Source organism: Mesorhizobium sp. M0701 (assembly GCF_040320365.1).
Taxonomy (GTDB): domain Bacteria; phylum Pseudomonadota; class Alphaproteobacteria; order Rhizobiales; family Rhizobiaceae; genus Mesorhizobium.
On the sequence record NZ_JAMYPO010000011.1, the window covers coordinates 121,984 to 143,800 of the forward strand.

General features: G+C 62.7%; 29 protein-coding genes. 8 read left to right on the forward strand and 21 right to left on the reverse strand.

Annotation, left to right across the window (positions count from 1 at the left end):
* Positions 1-38: 38 nt before the first annotated feature.
* On the forward strand, positions 39-197 hold the full coding sequence (locus NKI24_RS13930; protein ID WP_023678456.1) for a DUF3309 family protein: 159 nt from the start codon (positions 39-41) through the stop codon (positions 195-197).
* 53 nt (positions 198-250) lie between these two features.
* Here the strand turns inward: NKI24_RS13930 and NKI24_RS13935 are convergent, their stop codons facing one another.
* On the reverse strand, positions 251-1,222 hold the full coding sequence (locus tag NKI24_RS13935) for an SDR family oxidoreductase (protein ID WP_352745979.1): 972 nt from the start codon (positions 1,220-1,222) through the stop codon (positions 251-253).
* A gap of 93 nt (positions 1,223-1,315) precedes the next feature.
* Here NKI24_RS13935 and NKI24_RS13940 point away from each other — a divergent pair, with 93 nt between their 5' ends.
* Positions 1,316-2,227: a LysR family transcriptional regulator gene (locus NKI24_RS13940; RefSeq protein ID WP_352745982.1), complete on the forward strand. Its 912-nt coding sequence runs from the start codon at positions 1,316-1,318 to the stop codon at positions 2,225-2,227.
* On the opposite strand, the gene NKI24_RS13945 is transcribed toward NKI24_RS13940, so the two are convergent.
* From NKI24_RS13945 to NKI24_RS13960, 4 genes are all read right to left on the reverse strand, one after another.
* Entirely contained in the window at positions 2,185-3,366 is a 1,182-nt protein-coding gene (locus NKI24_RS13945; protein WP_352745985.1) for an MFS transporter, read from the reverse strand. The two genes, NKI24_RS13940 and NKI24_RS13945, sit on opposite strands and share 43 nt — an antisense overlap.
* Before the next feature lie 146 nt (positions 3,367-3,512).
* Complete coding sequence (locus tag NKI24_RS13950) at positions 3,513-3,974, reverse strand: cupin domain-containing protein (RefSeq protein ID WP_352452498.1); 462 nt, start codon at positions 3,972-3,974, stop codon at positions 3,513-3,515.
* A 9-nt stretch (positions 3,975-3,983) separates the two neighbouring features.
* Positions 3,984-4,292: a DUF1244 domain-containing protein gene (locus tag NKI24_RS13955; protein WP_352452497.1), complete on the reverse strand. Its 309-nt coding sequence runs from the start codon at positions 4,290-4,292 to the stop codon at positions 3,984-3,986.
* Positions 4,293-4,318: 26 nt separating this feature from the next.
* Positions 4,319-5,116, reverse strand: coding sequence for an N-formylglutamate amidohydrolase (locus NKI24_RS13960; protein ID WP_352745990.1), 798 nt, complete (start codon positions 5,114-5,116; stop codon positions 4,319-4,321).
* Between the two features lie 286 nt (positions 5,117-5,402).
* Between NKI24_RS13960 and NKI24_RS13965 the strand changes: the two genes are divergently transcribed.
* The 3 genes from NKI24_RS13965 to NKI24_RS13975 all read left to right on the forward strand — a co-directional run bounded on the left by NKI24_RS13965 (position 5,403) and on the right by NKI24_RS13975 (position 8,574).
* Positions 5,403-5,849: a DUF1036 domain-containing protein gene (locus NKI24_RS13965; RefSeq protein WP_502894514.1), complete on the forward strand. Its 447-nt coding sequence runs from the start codon at positions 5,403-5,405 to the stop codon at positions 5,847-5,849.
* Positions 5,846-7,276 carry a pyruvate kinase gene (gene pyk / locus NKI24_RS13970; protein ID WP_352452495.1) on the forward strand — a complete coding sequence of 477 codons (1,431 nt, stop codon included), beginning with the start codon at positions 5,846-5,848 and terminating at the stop codon, positions 7,274-7,276. The genes NKI24_RS13965 and pyk overlap by 4 nt, the downstream gene beginning before the upstream one ends.
* Positions 7,277-7,491: 215 nt before the next feature.
* Positions 7,492-8,574 carry an NAD(P)H-dependent flavin oxidoreductase gene (locus tag NKI24_RS13975; RefSeq protein ID WP_352452494.1) on the forward strand — a complete coding sequence of 361 codons (1,083 nt, stop codon included), beginning with the start codon at positions 7,492-7,494 and terminating at the stop codon, positions 8,572-8,574.
* A 94-nt stretch (positions 8,575-8,668) separates the two neighbouring features.
* Here NKI24_RS13975 and NKI24_RS13980 read toward each other — a convergent pair whose 3' ends face one another.
* Both NKI24_RS13980 and ykgO read right to left on the reverse strand, forming a co-directional pair.
* Entirely contained in the window at positions 8,669-9,268 is a 600-nt protein-coding gene (locus tag NKI24_RS13980) for a tetratricopeptide repeat protein (RefSeq protein WP_352452493.1), read from the reverse strand.
* 94 nt (positions 9,269-9,362) lie between these two features.
* Positions 9,363-9,488, reverse strand: a complete 126-nt coding sequence (gene ykgO, locus NKI24_RS13985) for a type B 50S ribosomal protein L36 (RefSeq protein WP_006203764.1) — start codon at positions 9,486-9,488, stop codon at positions 9,363-9,365.
* 235 nt (positions 9,489-9,723) lie between these two features.
* On the opposite strand from ykgO, the gene NKI24_RS13990 reads away from it, so the two are divergent.
* Positions 9,724-10,146 carry a lysozyme inhibitor LprI family protein gene (locus tag NKI24_RS13990; protein ID WP_352452492.1) on the forward strand — a complete coding sequence of 141 codons (423 nt, stop codon included), beginning with the start codon at positions 9,724-9,726 and terminating at the stop codon, positions 10,144-10,146.
* 92 nt (positions 10,147-10,238) lie between these two features.
* Here NKI24_RS13990 and NKI24_RS13995 read toward each other — a convergent pair whose 3' ends face one another.
* The 13 genes from NKI24_RS13995 to NKI24_RS14055 form a co-directional block, all read right to left on the reverse strand.
* Positions 10,239-11,315, reverse strand: coding sequence for a 5-(carboxyamino)imidazole ribonucleotide synthase (locus tag NKI24_RS13995; protein ID WP_352452491.1), 1,077 nt, complete (start codon positions 11,313-11,315; stop codon positions 10,239-10,241).
* Positions 11,312-11,809, reverse strand: coding sequence for a 5-(carboxyamino)imidazole ribonucleotide mutase (purE, locus tag NKI24_RS14000; RefSeq protein ID WP_023678468.1), 498 nt, complete (start codon positions 11,807-11,809; stop codon positions 11,312-11,314). Before purE ends, NKI24_RS13995 begins: the two co-directional genes overlap by 4 nt.
* Positions 11,810-11,934: 125 nt before the next feature.
* A complete protein-coding gene (locus NKI24_RS14005; RefSeq protein ID WP_352452490.1) occupies positions 11,935-12,273 on the reverse strand; it encodes a DUF6572 domain-containing protein in 339 nt (112 codons plus the stop codon).
* Positions 12,274-12,427: 154 nt separating this feature from the next.
* Positions 12,428-13,276: an anti-sigma factor family protein gene (locus tag NKI24_RS14010; RefSeq protein WP_352452489.1), complete on the reverse strand. Its 849-nt coding sequence runs from the start codon at positions 13,274-13,276 to the stop codon at positions 12,428-12,430.
* Positions 13,273-13,833 (reverse strand): sigma-70 family RNA polymerase sigma factor, encoded by a 561-nt coding sequence (locus tag NKI24_RS14015; protein WP_352817726.1) that lies wholly within the window; start codon positions 13,831-13,833, stop codon positions 13,273-13,275. Before NKI24_RS14015 ends, NKI24_RS14010 begins: the two co-directional genes overlap by 4 nt.
* A gap of 25 nt (positions 13,834-13,858) precedes the next feature.
* Positions 13,859-14,206, reverse strand: a complete 348-nt coding sequence (locus NKI24_RS14020) for a cupredoxin domain-containing protein (protein WP_352452488.1) — start codon at positions 14,204-14,206, stop codon at positions 13,859-13,861.
* 10 nt (positions 14,207-14,216) lie between these two features.
* On the reverse strand, positions 14,217-15,164 hold the full coding sequence (locus tag NKI24_RS14025) for a metallophosphoesterase family protein (RefSeq protein WP_352745996.1): 948 nt from the start codon (positions 15,162-15,164) through the stop codon (positions 14,217-14,219).
* Positions 15,165-15,323: 159 nt separating this feature from the next.
* Positions 15,324-16,529 carry an aminotransferase class V-fold PLP-dependent enzyme gene (locus tag NKI24_RS14030; RefSeq protein WP_352745998.1) on the reverse strand — a complete coding sequence of 402 codons (1,206 nt, stop codon included), beginning with the start codon at positions 16,527-16,529 and terminating at the stop codon, positions 15,324-15,326.
* Between the two features lie 23 nt (positions 16,530-16,552).
* Positions 16,553-17,014, reverse strand: a complete 462-nt coding sequence (locus NKI24_RS14035) for a RidA family protein (protein WP_023678474.1) — start codon at positions 17,012-17,014, stop codon at positions 16,553-16,555.
* A gap of 34 nt (positions 17,015-17,048) precedes the next feature.
* Positions 17,049-17,843 carry an amino acid ABC transporter ATP-binding protein gene (locus NKI24_RS14040; protein WP_023678475.1) on the reverse strand — a complete coding sequence of 265 codons (795 nt, stop codon included), beginning with the start codon at positions 17,841-17,843 and terminating at the stop codon, positions 17,049-17,051.
* A gap of 4 nt (positions 17,844-17,847) precedes the next feature.
* On the reverse strand, positions 17,848-18,498 hold the full coding sequence (locus NKI24_RS14045; protein ID WP_023678476.1) for an amino acid ABC transporter permease: 651 nt from the start codon (positions 18,496-18,498) through the stop codon (positions 17,848-17,850).
* 1 nt (position 18,499) lies between these two features.
* Positions 18,500-19,165: an amino acid ABC transporter permease gene (locus NKI24_RS14050; RefSeq protein WP_352746000.1), complete on the reverse strand. Its 666-nt coding sequence runs from the start codon at positions 19,163-19,165 to the stop codon at positions 18,500-18,502.
* A 66-nt stretch (positions 19,166-19,231) separates the two neighbouring features.
* A complete protein-coding gene (locus NKI24_RS14055; RefSeq protein WP_031212143.1) occupies positions 19,232-20,113 on the reverse strand; it encodes a transporter substrate-binding protein in 882 nt (293 codons plus the stop codon).
* A gap of 128 nt (positions 20,114-20,241) precedes the next feature.
* Between NKI24_RS14055 and NKI24_RS14060 the strand changes: the two genes are divergently transcribed.
* Complete coding sequence (locus NKI24_RS14060) at positions 20,242-21,045, forward strand: IclR family transcriptional regulator (RefSeq protein ID WP_352746003.1); 804 nt, start codon at positions 20,242-20,244, stop codon at positions 21,043-21,045.
* Positions 21,046-21,096: 51 nt separating this feature from the next.
* Here NKI24_RS14060 and NKI24_RS14065 read toward each other — a convergent pair whose 3' ends face one another.
* The gene (locus tag NKI24_RS14065) at positions 21,097-21,300 is read right to left on the reverse strand and encodes a YdcH family protein (protein ID WP_023678480.1); all 204 of its coding nucleotides are present in this window, start codon (positions 21,298-21,300) and stop codon (positions 21,097-21,099) included.
* 239 nt (positions 21,301-21,539) lie between these two features.
* On the opposite strand from NKI24_RS14065, the gene NKI24_RS14070 reads away from it, so the two are divergent.
* On the forward strand, positions 21,540-21,719 hold the full coding sequence (locus NKI24_RS14070; protein WP_023678481.1) for a YdcH family protein: 180 nt from the start codon (positions 21,540-21,542) through the stop codon (positions 21,717-21,719).
* Positions 21,720-21,817: the final 98 nt, after the last annotated feature.

Below are 21,817 nucleotides of genomic sequence, written 5' to 3' on the forward strand. Positions count from 1 at the left end.
TTGTTCCGTCATTGCAACCTCAAAGCGAGGATTTTCAGATGACGATCAGCACCATTCTCATCATTATCCTTATTCTTATTCTGATCGGCGCGGTTCCGGCATGGCCGCATTCCCGGTCCTGGGGTTACGGACCATCCGGCATCGTCGGCGTCATCCTGATCGTTGTCCTGGTGCTGCTGTTGATGGGCCGGATCTGAGCGCAACCTTCCTCCCGAACAGCGGCGGATGACCATCAGGCCATCCGCCTTTTTTAAGTTCCTTGTTGGGCAGCTTTTTGCGTCGTCTTGATCGTGGCGATGCCGATATCCTCAAGCGCTTCCGACACTGCATTTTCCAGCGGCGTGTGCGGGATCGTACCGATAACGCTTTCCAGCCTGCCTGAAACCAGCCGGTGCGGCTCGAAGCGGAGATAGGACATCGAAACGATCTCGCGCCACATCGCCACGAACGGGCTGCCGGCGCGCAGCACCCACCACGGCATCGACGTCAGTTTCAGCGAGCGCCCGAGCGCCTTCTCCGCGGCCGCCTTGAGCTGCAGGTCGGTCACCGCATGGCCAGGAAAGTTCAGCGCCTCGTAGAAGCCGAGCTTGTCGAGATTGTCAGCCAGCCCGACGAAGGTCTTGGCCAGGTCGGGTAAATAGGCCCATTCATGCACGAGATCGACCGGCCCTGGGGCGGTATAGACGCCCTTGGTCATCTTGGCGGCAACAACCAGATCGAACCACGATCCGCTGCCGGTGCCGCCGAAGAAATCACCAGCGCGCAGCAGGATCGTGCGCACTCGACCTGCATCAGCCTCGCGGCGAAACAGGTCCTCCATGGCGACGCGGATACGGCCCTTTTCCGTCGTCGGGCGAAACGGCGTGTCTTCGGCGATCACCGCCGGCATTTGCGAGCCGTAATTGTAGACGGTGCCCGGGAAGAGATGCAGCGCGCCGTTCGCCCGGCAGGCAGCCATCACATTCTCGGCCATCGGCAGGCATTTGCTCCAGTCGGTGTAGAGCGGGTTGAGGCCGTTGAAAATGATATCGACGCTTTCGGTCGCGCGGATCAGCGCAGCACGGTCGAGCGCGTCGCCGGCGATCGCCGTAGCGCCTTTGAGCTCGGCCGGCACCTTGCCGCTGCGGGTGACAGCGCGGACGTCGTAGCCGGCATCGATGAAGGCCTTGGCGACCGTGCGGCCGAGGCGGCCATTGGCGCCGAGAATTGCGATCGTGGTCATTGTTCGTCTCCGTGTTGCGTTACGACGCCAATATTGTCTGTTCGCAAACGAATGAAAATTGACTACGATTGGCGATATGATATTCAATTTTGAATGGATATTGACTGGAACCTGATCAAGAGTTTCGTCACCGTGGCGGAGACCGGCAGCCTGTCGGCGGCCGCACGAAAACTTGCCGCAAGCCAGCCGACGCTCGGCCGCCACATCGCCGAGCTGGAACAGGCGCTCGGCGTCACCCTGTTCCGGCGCGGGCGGCGTGGCTATGCGCTCACGGAAGCGGGCAGCACGCTCTTTGAACGGGGCCGCGCGGTGAGCGAGCAGGCGAGCGCCTTTTCGCTGCTGGCGCTGGGATCGGTCGAGGCGATAGAGGGTACGGTGCGCATTGCCGCCAGCGAAGTGGTGGCGGCCTATGTGCTGCCGGAAATCACAGCGAGGCTTGGGTTCGAGGAGCCGGGCATCGAAGTCGAGATCGTCGCCTCGAACCAGGTCGAGAATCTGCTGCGTCGCGACGCCGATATCGCCATCCGCATGGTCAAGCCGGCGCAGAATGAACTGGTCGCGCGCAAGGTGACCGACATTCCGCTCCGCGCCTGCGCGGCAAAATCCTACCTCGACCGGCGTGGCCGTCCGCGCGAGGCCCGCGATCTTGCCGGCCATGATCTGGTCGGCTTCGACCGCAGCGATGAGATCATTCGCGGCTTCGCCCAGTTCGGCGTCCCGCTCGCCCGCAATGCCTTCCGCTTCAGGACCGATAATCAGATCGTGCTGTGGGAAGCGGTGCGGGCGGGAAACGGCATCGGCTTTGGCCAGGAGCCGCTCGCCGACCGTGATCCGCTGGTCGAGACAGTGCTGCCGGGTCTCCCGCTGCCGACGCTGCCGGTGTGGCTGGCCATGCATCGCGACGTGCGCACCAGCGTGCGCATCCGCCGCGTCGCGGATTTCCTCTACGAAGAGTTCAAGCGCTATTCGGCCGGTGCGGGCTCGGCAGCGAATTCGGCGCGGTGAGCGAGGCCGGCCATCAACAGCACGACGACCAGCAGCCCGGACAGAGCGACGAAGATCGGGCCGAAGCTCGAGTGCTCGGCGATGAAGCCGATCGCCGACGGCGCCACCAGAATGCCTGAGTAACCCATTGTGGTGACGACGCTCATGCCGGTGCCGGACGCCATGCCCTCCTGGTTGCCGGCGGCCGAAAAGATGATCGGCACCATGTTGGCAATGCCGAGGCCGCAAAAGGCAAAGGCGGCAATGGCCAGCCAAGGCGAGGGAGCCAGCCCGGCCACCAGCATGCCGGCAGCAGCGGCAAGGGCCGAGGCGCGCAACGTCGTAACGGCACCGAAACGATTGCGGACGCCATCGCCGAGAAAGCGCATGATGGCCATGACTCCGGAAAAGGCGGCATAGGCCAGGCCTGCGATGGCAAGATCGGCGCCGAGCTCCTGCCTGAGATACAGCGCCGCCCAGTCGAGTACCGCACCTTCGGAGATCATAGTCAGCAGCGCCATCAGCCCAACCAGATAGACCAGCGGGTTTGCCGGCAGCGCGAATTTGTGGTGCTCGGCGACCGGGTGCTTGTCCTCGGCGATCAGGTAGCGGACCGCTACGGCGATTACGGCAAAGGCAAGAGCCGTCACCACTGTCGCATGGGCGAGGTGACCGTAGTTCTGGATGGCGAAACCGCCCAAAGCGCCGCCAGCGAAACCGCCAAGGCTCCAGAAGCCGTGCGAGGACGACATGATGGCACGGGACAGCCGCCGTTCGACTGCCACTGCATTGGCATTCATGGCGACGTCCATTCCGCCGATCGAACCGCCGAAGATGAACATGGCGACGGCCGCAAGGGGCACGTTGGGGGCCAGAGCCACAACCAAAAGGCCGAAGCTGCCGGCAAGTCCGAACCAGCGCAGCACCGTGCGCGAGCCATGCTTCGAGATCAGATGGCCGCACCAGGTCATGGCGGTGACGGCGCCGGCACCGAACAACAGAATCAGCAAGCCGAGCGTGAACTTCGAAATGTCGAGTCGCGTCAGGAACACCGGGATCTGCGGCGCCCAACTGCCGGTCAAGAAGCCGTTGGCGAGGAAGATGCCGGCCACTGCCCAGCGTCCACGAATCGCGATCTGCGTGATTTTCTGCGCGTCCATCGGGTAGAATCCGGTCCGGAAATGGCGTTGCGCGGCAAATTAGATCGATTCAATTCACAGTCAAGCGCTCTTCGCCGAAAGTGCTTGGACCAGACGCTACGTTCTCTCGCGTCGGCCAACCATCTCGGCGGTCCACTCCGAAATCCCTACGGCTCGGGATAAGGCGCGCCATCCTTGTGCACAAACCGGCCGTCAGCGTTGGTGCTCATCATGTCGATGTCGGAGCAGGTGGCGACGTCGTCGGGCCAGCGCGAACCGACTTCGAGATAGATCGCCATCGCGCCCGATTTATTGATCATGTGATGGCCGTTGCCTGATCCTTTCGGAAAGGCCGCGCAATCACCGGCGCGCAGCACCGTCTCGCCGGCATCTTCGACGAGCGTCAGCTCGCCTTCAAGCACGTAGACGAATTCGTCTTCGTGCGAATGCCAGTGGCGCTGGCTCGACCAGTTGCCCGGCGGCAGGCGCATGAGATTGATGCCGAAGTCGGTGAGCCCGCCTGCGTTGCCTAGCCGCTGCCGCACGCGTTCGGCACAGGGTGCATCGAACGGCGGTGGATAGGATGAGCCCTTGCGTCCGGGCACGTCGGCAACGTCAATCTTAGGCACGGCGTCCCCCTAGTGATCCCTAGGGCGTCTTGCCTCGAACTCGGCCTTCTTGGCGTCGGAGGCCTCGATCTGGTTCCGTGCCTGCCACTCGGCATAGGGCATGCCGTAGATGATCTCGCGCGACCGGTCCTTGCTGAGTTCGACACCTTCGGCTTTCGCCGCATCGCGGTACCAGTTGGACAGGCAGTTGCGGCAGAAGCCGGCGAGGTTCATCAGGTCGATGTTCTGTACGTCGGAACGCTCGCGCAGATGCGCGACCAGCCGGCGGAAGGCAGCGGCTTCGAAATCGCGCTTTTGTTCGTCGCTGAGTTCGGTCATGTCATGTTGGCCTCCCTTGGGCCTCATCATACCGGCCCGGTGCGAGAGCCGAATATTTTCACCGCATGTATATCGGCACGTCGATCTATCGCGTCAACGATCGGCGCCAGCCGTTCGGCCCAGGCGAGGGCACCCTTGCGGTCGGCGATCAGGTCCTGGCGGACCTCGAGCAGCGCATGGGCAAAGCCGTTGACGATGGCGTGCCTGAACATGGTATCGCCGCGCAGTGCGCCGTCATAGGGTTCGTTGTCGCCGACGATGAGGCTCTTGTCCTCGGCGAGCATGTCGATCAGCGGCCGCGCAACGCGGTCGTCCAGGTCCCACAATATGCCGGCGTGCCACGGCCGCACGAATCCCTGCATGGTCGGTGTGAAGGAATGCACCGAAAAGATGAAGGGTGCCTGCGCGGATGCTCGCGCCACAGAGGCGATCATGGCGCTGACGGCATCATGATAGGGGCGGTAAAAGCGGTCCAGCCGCCTTTCGCGCTCCTCCGGCGCGATGGGGTAATTTCCCGGGATGACGGTTCCGTCATAGAGCTGGCGAATCAGCGTTGGATCGTCCTCGCCGCGATTGGGGTCGATCAGCAGTCGCGAAAAATTGGCAAGCACCGCCGGAACGGCGAGCAGACTTGCGAGTTCGCGGGTTACAGTCTCGACGCCGATGTCGTAGGCGATGTGGCGGTCGAACTCCGCCGCCGGCAGGCCGAGACGGCCATACTCCTCCGGCAGGTCGCGGCGGGCGTGATCGGCGAGAAGCACCAAGCCGCGCTTGCGATCGCCTTCGACGATATCGAAAGGCGCGAAAACTGTGGATCGGGTCATTGGCGGGAAAGGTCTGTTCGCTGGCTTTCGGGGAGGGTGGTATCGTCATTCCACGAAGAGACCGCTTGCGCAATGCCGTTGTTTGGCCACGGTTTCTGCCAAAAAACTGAGCAGGGGCGACCGCAAGCGCGCCAGAGCCTTCTAAATCGATTGGAATTGGACAGATCGGCGCGTTGACATGCGTACGGACTTTTCCGAAAAGGGGCGTTGAGAGATGCAAATGTGGTTCTTGAGGGGTTTCAGGATGGGTTTCGCCGGCAGGCTGCGTGTGCGCCACGCCTCGGCCATGCCGCTCCTGGTACCGGCCATGGGTCTTTTCGCGGTGATTTCGGCCTCGCCGGCACGGGCCGATTTCCGGGTCTGCAACGCCACGCAGAACCTGGTCGGTGTCGGCATCGGCTATCGCGCCAAAGCCGGCTGGATCACCGAAGGCTGGTGGCACATCGAAGGATCGAGCTGCAAGACGCTGATCGAGGGACCGTTGTCATCAAGGTTTTACTATCTTTATGCAGAAGACGCCGAGCGCGGCGGACGCTGGGATGGCCCGATCAACATGTGCGTGGCCGAAAAAGAGTTCAAGATCGCCGGCGTTACCGATTGCGTCGCCCGGGGCTTTCAGCGCGCCGGATTCCAGGAATATGACACGGGCGAGCAGGCAAGCTGGATGGTCCAGCTGACTGACGAGCCCGCAACGGATGGCGCTCCAGCCGCCCCGGGAACAAACAGTCAATGAGACGCAGCCGCAAGGTCAAGATCCTCGCCACCATCGGTCCGGCCTCCTCGTCCGAGGAGATGCTGAAGAAGCTGTTCGAAGCCGGCGCCGACGTGTTCCGCATCAATATGAGCCACACCGACCATGAATTGATGCGTACGCTTGTCGGCCGCATTCGTGCCGTCGAGGAGGCGGTCGGCCGGCCGATCGGCGTTCTCGCCGACCTGCAAGGGCCAAAGCTGCGCGTCGGCAAGTTCGCCAACGGCAAAGAGGTGCTGACCGTCGGTCAGACCTTCACGCTCGACGACAATCCCGAGCCCGGCAATTCGACGAGGGTCTACCTGCCGCATCCCGAAATCCTGCGTTCGGTCGAGGCTGGTCATCGCCTGCTGATCGACGACGGCAAGCTCGAGCTCAAGGCGGTCAGCAGCAACGGCAAGGCGATCGTCTGCACCGTCGTCGCCGGCACCACCATTTCCGACAAGAAGGGCGTCAGCCTGCCCGACACCGACCTGCCGGTCGGCGCGCTGACGGAAAAGGACCGCCGGGATCTCGACGCGGTTCTGGCGACCGGCGTCGACTGGGTGGCGCTGTCCTTCGTGCAGCGGCCCGAGGACCTGGCCGAAGCGCGCAAGATCGCACGCGGCCGGGCGCTGATCATGGCCAAGATCGAAAAGCCGCAGGCCGTCGCCCGGCTGGCCGAGATCATCGAGCTTTCGGATGCGCTGATGGTCGCCCGCGGCGATCTCGGCGTCGAGATGCCTCTCGAAGCCGTGCCTGGCATTCAGAAGCAGATCACCCGCGCCGCGCGCCGTGCCGGCAAGCCGGTGGTGGTCGCCACGCAGATGCTGGAATCGATGATCACCGCGCCGGTGCCGACGCGGGCCGAGGTGTCGGACGTGTCGATCGCCGTGTTTGAAGGCGCCGACGCGATCATGCTTTCGGCGGAGTCCGCCGCCGGCGCCTATCCGGTCGAGGCGGTGGCGATGATGAACCGGATCGCCACCAAGGTCGAAACCGACCCGACCTATGCCGGCATCATCAACGCGCAGCGCTCGGAACCGGAAGCGACCGGGGCCGACGCGATCTCGCTCGCCGCCCGCGAAATAGCCGAGACGCTGAAGCTGTCGGCGATCATCACCTATACCGCGTCCGGCACGACCGGCTTGCGCGCCGCGCGCGAGCGGCCGCAAGTGCCGATCGTGGCGCTGTCGCCGATCCTCAACACGGCGCGGCGGCTGTCGCTGTTGTGGGGCACGCATTGCGTCGTTTCCCCCGACGCCATCGACCTCGACGACATGGTCGACCGCGCCTGCCGCATCGCCTTCGATGAAGGTTTCGGCAAGCCGGGCGACCGCGTCATCATCACGGCCGGCGTGCCGCTGAGGACGCCCGGTTCGACCAACATGTTGCGCATCGCCTATGTCGGATCGGAAGTCGGCCGCTAATGTCGGCCGCGGCTGCCGGATAGGCCGGCTGCATGGCGCGTCGTAAACACGGCGCCAGCCGGGCGCATCGACGGCAGTCGGGTTAGGATAGACGCCGAACTCCGCCAGCTTGCATCAGCCTGTGACCGGCCGTGAAGCGGTTCGAAGGCCCTATCCGACTTGAGCTGGAAGTCAGTTAAGGTAATCTCTCCTGGGAGAAAGAGGAGGGTGATCCAATGTGGATGCGCACTGATCTTCTGGAACTCCTCGGCATTGAGCACCCGATAATCCAGGCGCCGATGAGCGGCATCACCACGCCGGAACTGGCGGCGGCAGTCAGCAATGCCGGGGCGCTTGGCTCGCTCGGATGCGGCATTCTGCCTGCGGCGGCTATCCGCGAGCAGCTCACGGCGACACAGCACGCCACCAATCGTCCGATCAACGTCAACTTCTTTGCGCACCCGGCGCCGATACACGATGATGCGGCAGCCCAAAGTATGCGAGACCGCCTTCGCGGCTGGTATGAGGAGGTCGGCCTCGGACCGGTGCCCGAGCCGGGCGAGCCCTTCCCCACCTTCGATCGTGAGCGTCTCGAAATTGTGCTCGAGCTGCGCCCCAAGGTGGTCAGCTTCCACTTCGATCTACCCGACACCGCAATTGTGCAGCAGTTGAAGGCGGCCGGCTGTACTGTCTTGTGTTCGGCCACCACCGTCTCGGAAGCGCGCCAGCTTGAGGCAGGAGGGGTGGACGCCATTATCGCCCAGGGATACGAGGCGGGTGGGCATCGCGGCACATTCACTGTCGACCCTGCTATCGGCACAGCCGGCACTATGGCACTCGTACCGCAGATTGTTGATGCCGTGCGGGTGCCTGTAATTGCCGCTGGCGGTATCTTCGACGGTCGCGGCATCGCTGCCAGCTTTGCACTTGGTGCATCTGGTGTGCAGATCGGCACGGCTTTCCTGGCCTGTCCTGAAGCCAATGTGCAGCCAGTCTATCGCGTAGCATTGCGCTCGGCCAACGACGAGAGCACGTCGGTGACTCGCTGCTTCACTGGCCGCCCAGCGCGCGTGGTGCGCAACCGGTTTGTGATGGAAATGGCTGGTGAGGAAGATGCAGCGTTGGCGTTTCCGCTGCAGGCGAGTCTGGTCATGCCGCTTTCGATGGCAAAGGATGAAAGCAAGCGGGCTGACTTCTTGCCTATTTGGGCCGGGCAGGGCGTCGCGAAGCTGCGGGAGATGCCGGCCGCCGCCCTTGTGGAGAAACTCGTCACGGAGGCAAACGGCATAGATCGGGCCTATAGGGGAGTAGGGGAGTAGGGGAGTAGGGGAGCAGGGGAGCAGGGAGCATGCGTTCCACAGTGCAATCTACACCACTCACATACTGCCTTACTCCCCTACTCCCTTACTGGCTTCAAATGCCTTCGCCGGCAAGCTCCTCGGAAAGTGCGGCGACCTGGTCCTGGGCGCTGCGCATCATCGGGTAGATGCCGAGCACGCGCTGCCAGGCCTCAAGTGCCGACTGCTTGTGGCCGGTTTCGGCCATGATCTGAGCCAGGCCCGAAAGCGCGCCGAAATGGCGTGGTTCGAGCTGCAGGGTGCGGTCGATGTCCGCCATCGACTTCCCGTAGTTCTTCATCATGAAATGAACAGTGGCGCGGCGGTTCCAGCCTTCCGCATAGGTCGGCTGCAAAGTCACCACCTGATCGAGGAAATCGAGTGCAACATCGAATTTCTGGTTTTCGATCGCCTTCTGCGACCATTGCATCATCAGGTCGATAGAGGCGCTGCCCGACTGGGACCACTCGCTGCCGATCCGTCCGGCGATGCGCTCGGCCGCCTTTTCATTGCGTTCGCGCTTGAGATCGGCAAACAGCTGATCGAGCCGCGCCTGTTTCGTCTTGACGACCGGAGGTGCTGTCGGCGGAGTTGTGGTCGGATCTTCAGCCCACGCCGGCAGCGAGACAGCGCCGGAAACGAGGAAAGCCGTGAAAAATGCAAGAAGAATCCGCATCGCGGGAATCTAGCCCCCGGCGCCGGATCGTCAAACTGAATTTAGCGTGAGAGTCGTATCATGCGAACGGAGGCGCGCAGCCTCCGTCGAAAACTCAACCTTGGCGCGCTTTGTAGCGCGGCGCGGTCTTGTTGATGATGTAGATGCGGCCCTTGCGACGAACCAGCTGGTTGTCGCGGTGACGCGCCTTCAACGCCTTGAGCGAATTCTTGATTTTCATGGTCTTGCCCGTCGGTCTGGGCCCGGTCACGGGCCGAATTATTAAGGCGCGCCCACAGACGCGCCTTTGAACTGTGCGTGGCTCATAGACGAGGAGCGTTGCCCGTGTCAACCGCAAGCGCGTTGCCTAAACGATACGGACCGTTTCGTATCATCAAATATCCGCCACTGGCGTCTTGCGGCGTTGCGCAGGGTTGAGACGGCTGGAATGATGCGGTTGCGAATTGGAGATCGTCATGCGCCGAATTCTTGTGTCCGCCTGTCTTGTCGTCCTCGCGGCAGGTTCTGTTGCCTATGCGCAGGAATGCGACCGCAACGACGACAGCCAGCAGATGATGAACATCTGCGCCGACGCGGACTACAAATCCGCCGACGCCAAGCTCAACAAGGCCTACCAGGATCTCATCGGCGGAAGTGACGCAAATGCCAGGAAGCTGTTGCAGACGGCGCAGCGCGCCTGGATCGCTTTTCGCGACGCGGAATGCAGCTATTCCGCCGCGGACAGCGAAGGCGGCTCGATCTATCCGATGCTGATATCGGAATGCCTGACGCGGCTGACCGACGATCGCACCAAGCAGCTCACCGCCGATTCGACCTGCGCGGAAGGCGATGTGAGCTGCGCCAGCCCCGACGAGGACGAGAGCGGCGAAATCCAGTAAGCGTAGGTTCTAACTTTGTGTTTGAGCATGATCTTTTCCGAAATCCGGATTCCACTTTTCGCTAGCGCGGACCTTCGGTTCGGGATCATGCTCTAGCTGCGGCGGCTCACGCGCGTAAAATGGCCCATCTTGCGGCCGGGCCGCGCCTCGGCCTTGCCATAGAGGTGCAGCATCAGATCGGGCTCGGCGAGCAGATCAGGAACGCGCCTGACATCGTCGCCGATCAGGTTTTCCATGACGCAGTCGAACTGCCGGGCGGGACTTCCCAGCGGCAGGCCGGCGACGGCTCGAATATGCTGTTCGAATTGCGAGATGGTGCAGGCGGCCTCCGTCCAGTGGCCGGAATTATGGACGCGCGGCGCGATCTCGTTGGCCAGCAGCGAACCGTCGGCGAGGACAAAGAATTCGACGCCGATGACACCGACATAGTCGAGCGCCGCGAGTATCTCGGCCGCCGCCGCTTGAGCCGCAGCCGCCGTCTCGGACTTCACCCCGGCCGGCAGCGTCGAGCTGTGCAGAATACCGTTGCGATGGACATTCCAGGCCGGATCGTAGGCGGCGAGCGAACCGTCGATGCCGCGGGCGGCGATCACCGAAATCTCGCGCTCGAAGGTGACGAAGGATTCCAGGATCAACGGCACGTTGCCCATCGCCTCGCAAGTGCCGGCAAAGCCGCCTGTTTCCATGTTGCGGAAGACACGCTGGCCCTTGCCGTCATAGCCCATGCGGCGCGTCTTCAATATGCCGCTGCCGTTGAACTGTTTCAGCGCAGCCGTCAGTTCCTCGTCATTGTCGACGGGGCTGAAATCCGCGGTCGGTATGCCGATGCCGTTGAGGAATTTCTTTTCCGCCAGCCGGTCCTGCGCCACTTCCAGTGCGCGTGCCGGCGGATAGACCGGCACCGTAGAGGCAAGTGCCGCGGCGGCCGCGACCGGTACGTTCTCGAATTCATAAGTAACGACGGCACTGGCCGAAGCCAGCTCGCTAAGCGCGGCCGCGTCGTCATAGGCGGCGACGATCTGCCGGTTGGCGACCTGTGCCGCCGGGCAATCCGGCTGCGGCTCCAGCACGACGATGCGGTAGCCGAGGCGGGCCGCGGCCATCGCCAGCATGCGGCCAAGCTGGCCGCCGCCGATGATGCCGATGCTCGATCCCGCCGGCAGGCTCACGGCGCGTCCGTGGGCTCGGCGGCCACCTTGGCGGTCTGCGCGGCGCGCCAGCTATCCAGCCGGGCGGCGAGCTTTTCGTCGCTCAGCGCCAGCACCGCGGCGGCCAGAAGGGCAGCGTTGGCAGCGCCGGCCTTGCCGATGGCCAAAGTGCCGACCGGAATGCCGGCCGGCATCTGCACGATCGAAAGCAGCGAATCCTGGCCGGACAGCGTCTTCGATTCCACCGGCACGCCGAACACCGGTAGCGGCGTCATCGCCGCCGTCATGCCGGGCAGATGCGCCGCACCGCCGGCACCGGCGATGATCACCTTGTAGCCGGCCGCCTTGGCGCCCTTGGCGAAGTCATAGAGCCGGTCGGGCGTGCGGTGGGCCGAGACGATCAGGCGCTTGTGCGGAATTCCAAGCGCCTCAAGCGTTTCGGCGGCGTGGCGCATCGTCGCCCAGTCGGACTGGCTGCCCATGATGATGGCGACGTCGGCGCGGTGATCGTCCAAGCTTCTGCTCTCCGGCGGCAAAAGCGCGCATTAGCGGAATTCGGGTGGAACAGCAAGGATGGCCCGAAACGGGTAGTGTCTCAGTTTGAAATTTGCGAACGTCGCCGCCGCTAAGCAGGTCCCTTCTATCCCGCAACCATACCGTGAAGGAAACGCATACCGTCGCTTGCGAGTCTCTTTGAGATTTCGGATAAAACCATCTTTGCAGGTGGAGTGGGGTCGTGGTGGAATCGAAGTACGACAGTCACCAAGGTTCCCGGATACCTCTGCCGAAAATGATCGCTTCTCGCAATCTGCAGGTAAGAGTCCGCTCTCGCCGATATGATCGCCAGGTGCGCAGTTGTCGCCTCGTCATCTGTCCAAGGTAACGTATCAGTGATGACGAACCGAAGATTATTATTTGTGTAACGAACTTCCAAATCGTTCGAGAAGTCATCCTTGATAGCAAAAGTCTCGTTATTCATTATCCCTCAATTGTTCTGTACGGCATATAGGAGTTCGGCGCGTCGAGCGACAGTTGGTTGACGACGATTGACGCCGCGGCAAATTCAAACTGAGAGACTACCCGGAACGGGTGGCCGCTTCCACGGTTTCTGTCGCTGCGCCGGCACGGTCGCTTCACCGGGCGGCTGCCGCCCGGAAACGCGTGACGAAATCGTCGAGCTCGGGCCGTTCCGTATCGGAAATCGCCCAATAGGAAAAGGCGCCGTCGCTCCAGTGCACCAGCGAGAAGCCACCGGCAGAAAGATCGACCGGCGCGGTTGTCGAGCCGGTTTGCTGTGGCGCGGCGACGAGGGTGATCAGGTGCTCGCGATGGCGGTAGACCAGTGCCGGCACCGGCTGGTCGGCGATCACCTCGACCCGGCCGCCGAGCAATGCGAAACCGTCATTGGCAAGGTCTGGCGCAGGCGGCGACAGACCGACCCTGCCATCGAGCCAGGGTTTGACCGTATGCCTGTCCGACGAGACGACGTCCACCGGGCTGGCGGCCAGCAGGCTGCGGCGGTGGCCGCTGGCGACCGCCGTTGCAAAGCTGTCGGGCGCCCCGCTGAGCATCACCCATTGCGTCGCGCCGCTGGCCAGCACGGCGGTGACGAGGATCGATGCCGCCATTGCGCGCCAGTCGAACGCGCCGAAGCGGCCCGGCCGCGTTTGGGTTGGCCGCATGTGGGTTGGCACGGTTTGCGGCGGCCGCGTCGGCGCCGGCCGATCCTGTGCCTCGCCAGTCGCGCCGATCGCCGCGATGCGCGCATTGAGGGCGTCGCTGACCTGTGGCAGCGCCAGCCTGCCGACAGCGGACTGCAGCGCCACGATGCGGGCATGCTCGGCGGCGAGCGCCGGATCGGCCGCGATGCGTCGCTCGACAGCCAATGCTGCTGCTGCGTCGAGCTCGCCATCGACCAAGGCATGGATCATCAGCTCCACGCCCGCCGGGTCATCGGGCAGTCCATCGTTGTGCGCGCTCATGGCGCCCTCCCAAGTTGGGATATCAGCAGACCGCGCGCCCTCGCCAGCCGCGACATCACCGTGCCTAGCGGCACGCCAAGCAGCGTCGCGATCTCGCGATAGCTGAGGCCGTTGATGTCGCGCAGCACCACAGTCTCGCGAAATTGGTGCGGCAGCGCGGCGATCGCCGCCTCGAGTGCGGCCGTGTCGGCCTTGGCGATCAGGCTTGCCTCAGGACTATCCGTATCCGGCAGGCCGGCGCCATATGCAGCCGTCATGTCATCGAGGTCGCTCAGGTCGCCGACGGCGACGATACTGCGCGGCCGGTTGCGCGCCAGCCAGGAGTAAGAGGCGTTGCGCACGATCGCCAGCAGCCAGGCGCGCGCATTGCCGCCGGCATAGCCGGCGATGCCCGCATGCGCCTTCAAACAGGCCTCCTGCACCACATCCTCCGCGTCGGCGGCGTTGCCGGTCAGCCAGCGGGCAAGCGCAAGCGCATCCGCGAGATGGGGCAGAACCACCTCGCGAAAGCGCTCGGTCGCGGCCTCTTGGTTCAACACCGTCGCATCGCCCGGCATCCCGGGCAGAACCTTCCGAAAATCCTCACGGAGCGACGGTGATCCTGCCCTGCATGTGCGGGTGAAGCCCGCAGAAATAGGCATAGTTGCCCACTTTGGTGAAGGTGAAGGCATATGTGTCACCGGTGTCAAGCGCCTTGGAGCGAAACGAGGCATCGTTGGCGACCACCAGATGCGGGATGTCGTCGTCATTCTCGAAGGTCACGGTAGTGCCCTGCTTTACCGTCAGCACCGCCGGTGTGAAGGCAAAGTTCTCGATCTTGACCATTGGCTGGCCTGCTGCGTTCAGTGGCATGGCAACCATTATCAGGATCGCCGCCAAACCGAACGTGACAGGGGATACGACCAAGACGCGGGATGGGAAGCGGATCATCGCATTTCCCTCAGGCCAGCGTGCTGTCGATGATGGCGAGGTCCTGCCCGCCTTGCTTGACTGTCACGCTGCTCGTGCCGAGCAGGCTGCGCAACTGGCCGGCAGGTACCGTCATCGGCCCGGGTGAGGCTGCGGTGCCCGGCGCCGGTTGCGGGAAAGCGGTCGAGCGCGCGGTATGAAAGGTAACGTTGCCTTCGACCTTCTGCATGATCTGGTGGATATGGCCGTTGAGTACGGTGACAGAGCCGAAGCGCTTGAGCAGGGCCAAGGCCTGCGCCGCGTCGTCGGTGCCCCAGCCCCATTCGGGATAAACAGCCCATAGCGGGATGTGGGCAAAGACGACGATTGGCGTCGAGGCGGTGACCGCCTTCAGATCATTGGCCAACCATGCCAACTGGTCGGCGCCGAGATTGCCCAGCCCGCCAGCCTTCAGGTTGACGACGTTGACCAGCCCGATGAAATGGACGCCGTTCTGGTCGAACGAATACCAGCCAGCGCCCTTGGTGCCCTTGCCGTAGCGGTCGAGATAGGCCTGGCCATTGCCGTCATCGATCAGGTCGTGCTCACCGGGCACATAATGCACGTCGAAGCCTGCGCCGCCGATGATCTGGGCAGCGTTGTCGAACTGCGCGGTTTTCGACAAATGGGTGATGTCGCCGGTGTGGATCATGAAAGCGGGCTTTTGCGGCAATGCCTGGATCTTGCCGATGGCCTCCTTCAGCGTGTCGATGGCGTGCGGGTTGGCAGCCTTGTCGAAGCCGATGTGGCTGTCGGAGATCTGGAGGAAAGTGAAGCCGGTGGCCAAGGCCTCGGCGGCTTGCGACGCACCGAGCAGGCTGAGCGAAACCGGCACGCCGGCCGAAATTGTCCACAGCACTCCCGTGCCGGCCCAGATCATGCATTCCAGTGCATGACGGCGGCTGATGCAGTCAGCTTCATTGTCGTGGTGGTGGGTCATACCGGTCTCCTGCACGCCGGAAATGGCGTCTGTTTGGGAGACCAATGGGCGGGGTGGTTTATTCCGCCCGAAGACTAAAAGGTCATTCACACTGCCGTGATGGCGCACTGGCCCGATGCGAAGCCGGCGCTGGAAGGCACTGGCTCGACCACGCCCTGTCTAGTCCGGCCAGCGCAGCGATCCGGCGGATTGCTTGCGAGCGGGTTTCATCGCATCCGCGGGCCGATCGGCAGCACTCAACACCGCCCGCAGGCGTTCGGCAACGATCTCCGCCTCGCCGGGATGGAGATTGCACGGATCAAGGAAGAAGTGACCGCGCTCCACCTCGTGGTTGCGCACGATCACGGGCGGCGAACCCGCCGCAAGCGCCGAGGCGAGGCCGGCGGCGGTGAAGCGGCTTTTGGGCGTAACAAACACCTGCAGGCGGTCGAGCGGATTGCTGGTCGGATCGGGAATGACATGCGCGACGATACCGGGCAGTCCTTGCAATGCGTCTTTCCACAGATGCAGTGCGGCTTCTTCCCGCTGGCGAATGCCGGCATGGTCGCGCCGCTCCCAGGCTTCCAGGGCCGCCATAGTGCCGGCAATGCTCTCCTTGCCGACCTTCATGGCGCGCGCAACGCCCCGGTTCTGGAGATAGGCGGCCCGTACCAGATCCTTGCGGCCGGCAACGATGCCGCTTGTCGGCCCTGAGAGAAATTTGTGCCCGCTGTAGACAACAATGTCGGCGCCGCGCGCCAGAAAGCCACGCAAATCGTATTCCGAGGCGGCGTCGACGATCACTGGCACGCCCTTGGCGTGGCAAATCTCGCAGAGCTCCTCAAGCGAGAGCATGCCGTATTGCACGGTGTGGTGCGCAACGACGTAGAGGGCTGCCGCCGTCCGGTCCCGGATCGCCTCGGCAACATGATAATCCTGGGTGACGCTGACCGTGCCGGCAGGCACTGCCTTGGCTCCGGCAAGCCGGATCGACTGGTCGATCGGCGCGCCATAATTGACGATGTGACCAAGCTGAACGATGACCTCCGATTTGAGGCCCTCGGTGTCGTCCGGCAGCCGCTCGATCGCAAGAAGGCTGGTCCCGGTCATCGCGCCGGCAATCGCCATTGTTATGCCGCTGGCGCAGCATGCGGTGATGAAGCCGGCCTCGCCGCCGGTGAGGCGTGCAATCACCCTACTTGCGGCGCGCTGCAGATCGTCCATCTCGACCCATTGCGAGGCCATTTCCGACATTGCGGCAATCGCTTCTGGCACGATGATCGAAGCACCGAGTGCCGTCATCGTGCCGGAGACATTGATGATTGGGCGAAGGCCAAGCCGTTCGCGGATTGTCGTATTGGAACGGTCAGCGGCATAGGTCGTCATCTCTGTAGATCCTGTTTAAGGTTTCAGGCGGCGATCTCGACGACCGCCTCGATTTCAACTGTGATGTTGCCCGGCAGCGAGCCGACACCGATCGCGGAACGGGCATGTCCGCCAAGCGTATCAAAGACGGCCGCGAAAAGATCGGAACAGCCGTTCACCACCTTGGGGTGCTCGCTGAATGTCGGCGTCGCATTGACAAAGCCAAGCAGCTTGACGACGCGCACGATGCGGCCGAGGTCGCCGGCCGCCGCATGCATGACGGCGAGCAGGTTCAGGCCGGTCAGACGCGCATGCCCGTAGGCCTCTTCAACGCTGACATCCTCTCCGACCTTGCCGGTGCAGAGCGCGCCATCGGCGCGCAACGGCCCCTGGCCGGAGAGGAAGATCAGCCGTCCGCTCTCGGCATAGGTGACGAAGTTGGCGATGGGCTTCGGCGGCTCGGGCAGTGTCAGGCCCAATTCCGCGAGCCGGATGTAAGGCGTCATAAAAGCTCCTTGCGACAGCTTTCGCCGTCCGATGTCAAAAATGCGAGGCGCGAAACCGCGCCAGGAAACTGCGAAGGCGTTCATTGTCGAACCCCGCCGCCAGAATCTCGGCGGGTGGTCCGACGGCACTGACGCCGCCATCCGCCATGAAAACGATGCGGCTCGATGCGTCGCGCGCAAAAGCCATTTCATGCGTGACCATCAGCATCGTCATGCCGTCTTCGGCGAGGCTGCGCACGACCTCGAGCACCTCGCCAACCAGTTCGGGGTCGAGCGCCGAGGTTATCTCGTCGAGAAGCAATATCTTCGGCTCCATCGCCACGGCGCGGGCGATGCCGACGCGCTGCTGCTGGCCGCCGGAAAGCTCGGCCGGCAGACTGTCGGCTTTGTGGGCGAGGCCTACGCGGCCGAGCCAGTGCTCGGCAATGGTGCGGGCCTCGGCATTGCTCTTGCCGCGCACCTTGCGCAGGCCAAGCATGATGTTGCCGGCCGCAGTCAAATGCGGAAACAGATTGAAGCTCTGGAACACCATTCCGGTCTCGGCTCGCATCGCCGCCAGGTCGCGCTCGCTGCGTCGCTGGCGTGTTCCCGTCTCGCGATAGCCGACTTCTTTGCCGTCGATACGGATCGAGCCGCTGTCGTAGCTCTCCAGGAAGTTGACGCAGCGCAGTAGCGTGGTCTTGCCGCTGCCGGAGGGGCCGATGATAGTCACGACCTCGCCGCGCGTCACTTGCAGGCTGACGGAGCGCAGGACCTCGACGGATCCAAAGGCTTTGGAAACCTCGGTGACATCGAGAAGTGCCGGATTCTGGTGCGAGGCGTTGGACATCGTGCTATTCCCGGATGAAGGAGAAACGCCGCTCCAGGCGCCGGCTGGCCAAGGAGAGGGCGTAGTTGACGGCGAAGTAGACGAGCGCACCGAGAATGTAGAGTGGCATCGCCTCATAGGTGCGGCCGATGACCTGGTTGATTGCCTGCATGAGGTCGGTGATGCCGAGCAGCGAGACCAGCGCGCTGCCCTTCACCGCGTCGGTGACGCCATTGATCCAGGGTGGCAGGAAGCGCCTGAACGCCTGCGGAAAAATGACGTAGACCAGCCGCTGGCGAAAGGTCAGTCCGATCGCCATCGCCGCCTCGGACTGACCCTTGGGAATCGAGCCGACGGCGCCCCTGAGATACTCGACGACTTGTGCGGTCTTGAAGAGGGTGAGGGCGAACACGGCCGCCCAAAAGGATTCCAGATGCAGCCCTACCGCGGGCAGGCCGTAATAGACGAAGAAGATCAGCACCAGGATCGGAATGCCGCGTATGGTGTCGCTGAAGATGCGCACTGCCCAGCGTAGCGGAAAAGGACCATAGACAAGGCCGACGCCCATCAACACGCCGGCGATGAGCGATAACACCACGACCAGCAGCGACACCCACAAGGTTACGGCAAAGCCTTCGGCGAGGAACGGCAAGGCGTAGATGATCTGGCTCAGCATGTCAGCGCGCCGCCTTGAACCGGCGCTCGACGAGCCGCAGCGCGAAAAGCAGCGTGTAGCCGGTCAACAGGTACATTGCCGTCACTACCAGATAGACTTCGACAATGCGGAACGTGTTGAAGTTGATCCACTGGGCGCCATAGGTGAGTTCGGGTACCGAGATGACCGACGCCACGGACGTATCCTTGAAGAGCGATATGAATGTGTTGGAAAGCGCCGGCAGGGTTATGCGCAGCATCGTCGGCAGGCGCACATCGAGCAGCCTTTGCCATGGCGTCAGGCCGATTGCCTTGCCGGCGTCGAGCTGACCGCGCGGCACCGCCTCGAGCCCCGAGCGAAACACCTCGACCAGGTAGGCGCCGCTGTAGAGCGACAGCGTGGCAATGAATGAGGTTTGCGCGCTGTAGGTAATGTCGACCACCGTCGGCAAGCCGTAGAAGACCAGATAGACGAGCAGGATCAGCGGCACGTTGCGGATGAACTCGACATACCCCGCGATGATGGTCCGCACCGCACGCCCGGCCGACACGTACCAGACCGCCAGAACGAGTCCGATGACGATGCCGATCGCGATCGAGATGACGGCCAGTTCGAGGCTTAGCAGCAGTCCGCCCCAGAGCTTGTCGAAATGCCGCCAGATAAGGTTGAAGTTGAGAGTATAACCCATGCGTCCTCGTCATGGAGGGCTGTGATGAGAGAAGGCGGAAGGACGTTGTCCTTCCGCCTGCTTGCATCAGATGACCGGGAAACCGGGATGGCGCGCCGGCGGCTCCTGTCCGAAATAATCCTTGAACGCAGCGTCGTAGAGGGCCGTTTCATGGCCGAACATGGCGATGGTGAAGGTCTGGTTGACGAAGGTCAGCCAGTCGAGGTCGCCCTGCCGCAGCGCGGCACCATAAAGCATCGAGAACCAGCTCTTGCCGGCATCGAAGTACTTATCCGGATTGCGCGAGGCGAGCCAGCGTACCGTTGACAGATCGACCGCGGCGGCGTCGACGCGCTTCGATTCCAAGGCCTGCAGCACGTTGGCCTGCGTGTCTATCTGCATCACCTGCGACTCCGGCAGGACGATATGCACGTTAGCCTCGGCATCGACATTTTGCAGGATGGAAATCCGCGTCGCCGAACCGCCGGCAAGCAGCTTGTCGAAGGTCTTGTTTTCGGCGTTCGGAAGGGTCAGCAAGGCGATGCCTTCGACGTAGTAGGGTCGGGAGAAGTGGATCAGCTGCGAGCGCTGGGCGGTCATGGTCATGAACTGGATGGTGATGTCGACCTTGTTGGTGGTCACGTTCGGAATGCGCTGAGCCGGATCCTGCATGACAAATTCGACCTTGGTCGGATCGTCGAAAAGCCCCTTGGCGAGGATGCGACCCATGGTGATGTCCATGCCTACCAGTTCGCCGGCGTCGTTCTCGAAATGCCAGGGCGCGTTGGTGCTGCCGGTCCCGACGATCACCTTGCCGCGCTCGAGGACGGTGCGCAGCAGGCTGTCCGGCGCTGCCTGGGCCGCCGCTTTCTGAACGTCGACCGCGGTAGCGGCGCTCATCACTCCGGCCGTTGCAAGCCCGGCCATTCCCAGTTTCAGAAATTCACGCCTTTTGGATGTGTCGTTCACGGCGACCTCCTTTCGTGTTGTGTTCCCCTTTGGAGCAGTAATACAGGCATCGGTTGCAACTGACGCCATTGTCCCTTACAAGGGACGCCTGTACTCTGTACAAGACAGATTAACATCAGGAATCGATAATGCAAGAAGGTAATGCCTTGGCCGCTCGACCGGACGCCGGTCTGGACGAAGACAAGAACTCGGTTTCTCGGGAGAAGGGCCTCAACCGGGTCCTCCAGATTCTGGAGTTTCTCCACACGACCCAGCGTGCGATCGGCATCGGCGACCTTGCCAAGGGGGTAAACGCGCCGCGTTCGACGACTTATACGCTTGTGCGCTCGCTGGTCGACGCAGGCCTGCTGGAGATGGCCGGAGACGGCAATCGGGTCTATTTCGGAAAGAAGCTCTATCTCTACGGAATGGACTATGTGCGGGGCAACGACCTGCTCAGGCGAGGGCGCCAGGAAGTCGATCATCTGTCACGCGAGACCGGCGAGACCTCGGAGTTGTGCATGCTGCAAAGCGGCCGCTACACCATCGTCCATTCAAGCCCGGGAACGAGGCCATTCCGGATCAGCTCGGCGACCGGTCTGCAAATACCGCTCCCCTGGACAGCTTCCGGGCGACTGCTCCTCGCCGGCTTCGACAGGGCAGCGATTGAGGATATGGTCTCCGAGGACGATCTCGTGCTGCCGGACGGCCGCAGATTGCAACTCGACGATTTCATAGACGACATCGCCGTCGCCAAGTCGGCCGGCTACTGCGTCACCTCCGGCCTTGTCGATGCCTACACGAAATGCCTGGCCGCGCCGGTCTTTTCAGCGCCGGGCAGGGTCGAGGCGACGATGTGCCTGGTGGTTCCGATCGATACCTCGACCGAAAAGACCGACGACCTGATAGCGTTGTTGCGCGAGCGCGCCGCACGGCTTTCGATCGCGGCATAACCGCTTTTCCAGCAGGCCAGCGCCGGCGTTCGTTCAAGCAATGGCGTTCGTTCAAGCAATAATGTCTGGAATGATCTTGTCTTCCAGCGCCATCAGCCTGTCCTTCAGGAAAAGCTTCTTTTTCTTCATGCGCTGGATTTGCAGCGGGTCGCAATTCATGGCGATCATCGCATTGATGGCCGCGTCGAAATCGGCGTGTTCCTGCTTCAGCCGGGAATATTCGAGGCGGATATCTGCCTGTTCCTGATCGGACATTTTTACCGTCTGCACGTCTGCGGCGCCCAAACTATGGGCCTGATTGGGCGGGACCGGGTCTTCTTGCACCGGCGCGCAGCCCATATCACATTTCATATTGGCGTGGAATGCTACCACGCAGCATTCGACATCGGTGCGCGATGGTGGCACACTGTCATTATGCCGTCATAGAAGCGAGCCTGCGGTGGACGTACCATGACGGCTGCAATCCGAGGAAACCATGAAAGGGAGAACCAATCATGTCTCTTGCATCCCATCTTGATGAGCTGCAGCGGAAACACGGCGACATCGAACGCGAAATCGATGATGCGATGACCCATCCATCGGTAGACGACCTCGAAATCGTGAATCTCAAGCGGCGCAAGCTGGCGCTCAAGGACGAGATTGAAAAACTGAAGGCGAAACCGACGACCCACTGAAACCCTTCCAGGACTAGAAGCGCCACCCGGAGCGCGATCTTTCCGGTGGCATGTCTCTATGCTGCCGGAAACGCTCATGGATTTGCGGCAAGCTGCCG

Excerpts from the sequence above, each read along its gene's own strand:
- NKI24_RS13990 (WP_352452492.1), top strand. The coding sequence starts at position 9,724 with ATGCGCCGAATTCTTGTGTCCGCCTGTCTTGTCGTCCTCGCGGCAGGT.
- NKI24_RS13955 (WP_352452497.1), bottom strand. The coding sequence starts at position 4,292 with ATGACCGAACTCAGCGACGAACAAAAGCGCGATTTCGAAGCCGCTGCC.
- NKI24_RS14015 (WP_352817726.1), bottom strand. The coding sequence starts at position 13,833 with ATGCCGGGCGATGCGACGGTGTTGAACCAAGAGGCCGCGACCGAGCGC.
- NKI24_RS14005 (WP_352452490.1), bottom strand. The coding sequence starts at position 12,273 with ATGAATAACGAGACTTTTGCTATCAAGGATGACTTCTCGAACGATTTG.
- NKI24_RS13965 (WP_502894514.1), top strand. The coding sequence starts at position 5,403 with ATGCCGCTCCTGGTACCGGCCATGGGTCTTTTCGCGGTGATTTCGGCC.
- NKI24_RS13930 (WP_023678456.1), top strand. The coding sequence starts at position 39 with ATGACGATCAGCACCATTCTCATCATTATCCTTATTCTTATTCTGATC.
- NKI24_RS14030 (WP_352745998.1), bottom strand. The coding sequence starts at position 16,529 with ATGACGACCTATGCCGCTGACCGTTCCAATACGACAATCCGCGAACGG.
- NKI24_RS14060 (WP_352746003.1), top strand. The coding sequence starts at position 20,242 with ATGCAAGAAGGTAATGCCTTGGCCGCTCGACCGGACGCCGGTCTGGAC.
- NKI24_RS13935 (WP_352745979.1), bottom strand. The coding sequence starts at position 1,222 with ATGACCACGATCGCAATTCTCGGCGCCAATGGCCGCCTCGGCCGCACG.
- NKI24_RS14045 (WP_023678476.1), bottom strand. The coding sequence starts at position 18,498 with ATGCTGAGCCAGATCATCTACGCCTTGCCGTTCCTCGCCGAAGGCTTT.
- NKI24_RS13940 (WP_352745982.1), top strand. The coding sequence starts at position 1,316 with ATGGATATTGACTGGAACCTGATCAAGAGTTTCGTCACCGTGGCGGAG.
- pyk (WP_352452495.1), top strand. The coding sequence starts at position 5,846 with ATGAGACGCAGCCGCAAGGTCAAGATCCTCGCCACCATCGGTCCGGCC.
- NKI24_RS13975 (WP_352452494.1), top strand. The coding sequence starts at position 7,492 with ATGTGGATGCGCACTGATCTTCTGGAACTCCTCGGCATTGAGCACCCG.
- ykgO (WP_006203764.1), bottom strand. The coding sequence starts at position 9,488 with ATGAAAATCAAGAATTCGCTCAAGGCGTTGAAGGCGCGTCACCGCGAC.
- NKI24_RS14065 (WP_023678480.1), bottom strand. The coding sequence starts at position 21,300 with ATGTCCGATCAGGAACAGGCAGATATCCGCCTCGAATATTCCCGGCTG.
- NKI24_RS14010 (WP_352452489.1), bottom strand. The coding sequence starts at position 13,276 with ATGAGCGCGCACAACGATGGACTGCCCGATGACCCGGCGGGCGTGGAG.
- NKI24_RS14070 (WP_023678481.1), top strand. The coding sequence starts at position 21,540 with ATGTCTCTTGCATCCCATCTTGATGAGCTGCAGCGGAAACACGGCGAC.
- NKI24_RS14020 (WP_352452488.1), bottom strand. The coding sequence starts at position 14,206 with ATGATCCGCTTCCCATCCCGCGTCTTGGTCGTATCCCCTGTCACGTTC.
- NKI24_RS14025 (WP_352745996.1), bottom strand. The coding sequence starts at position 15,164 with ATGACCCACCACCACGACAATGAAGCTGACTGCATCAGCCGCCGTCAT.
- NKI24_RS13945 (WP_352745985.1), bottom strand. The coding sequence starts at position 3,366 with ATGGACGCGCAGAAAATCACGCAGATCGCGATTCGTGGACGCTGGGCA.
- NKI24_RS13980 (WP_352452493.1), bottom strand. The coding sequence starts at position 9,268 with ATGCGGATTCTTCTTGCATTTTTCACGGCTTTCCTCGTTTCCGGCGCT.
- NKI24_RS14050 (WP_352746000.1), bottom strand. The coding sequence starts at position 19,165 with ATGGGTTATACTCTCAACTTCAACCTTATCTGGCGGCATTTCGACAAG.
- NKI24_RS14040 (WP_023678475.1), bottom strand. The coding sequence starts at position 17,843 with ATGTCCAACGCCTCGCACCAGAATCCGGCACTTCTCGATGTCACCGAG.
- NKI24_RS13960 (WP_352745990.1), bottom strand. The coding sequence starts at position 5,116 with ATGACCCGATCCACAGTTTTCGCGCCTTTCGATATCGTCGAAGGCGAT.
- NKI24_RS14035 (WP_023678474.1), bottom strand. The coding sequence starts at position 17,014 with ATGACGCCTTACATCCGGCTCGCGGAATTGGGCCTGACACTGCCCGAG.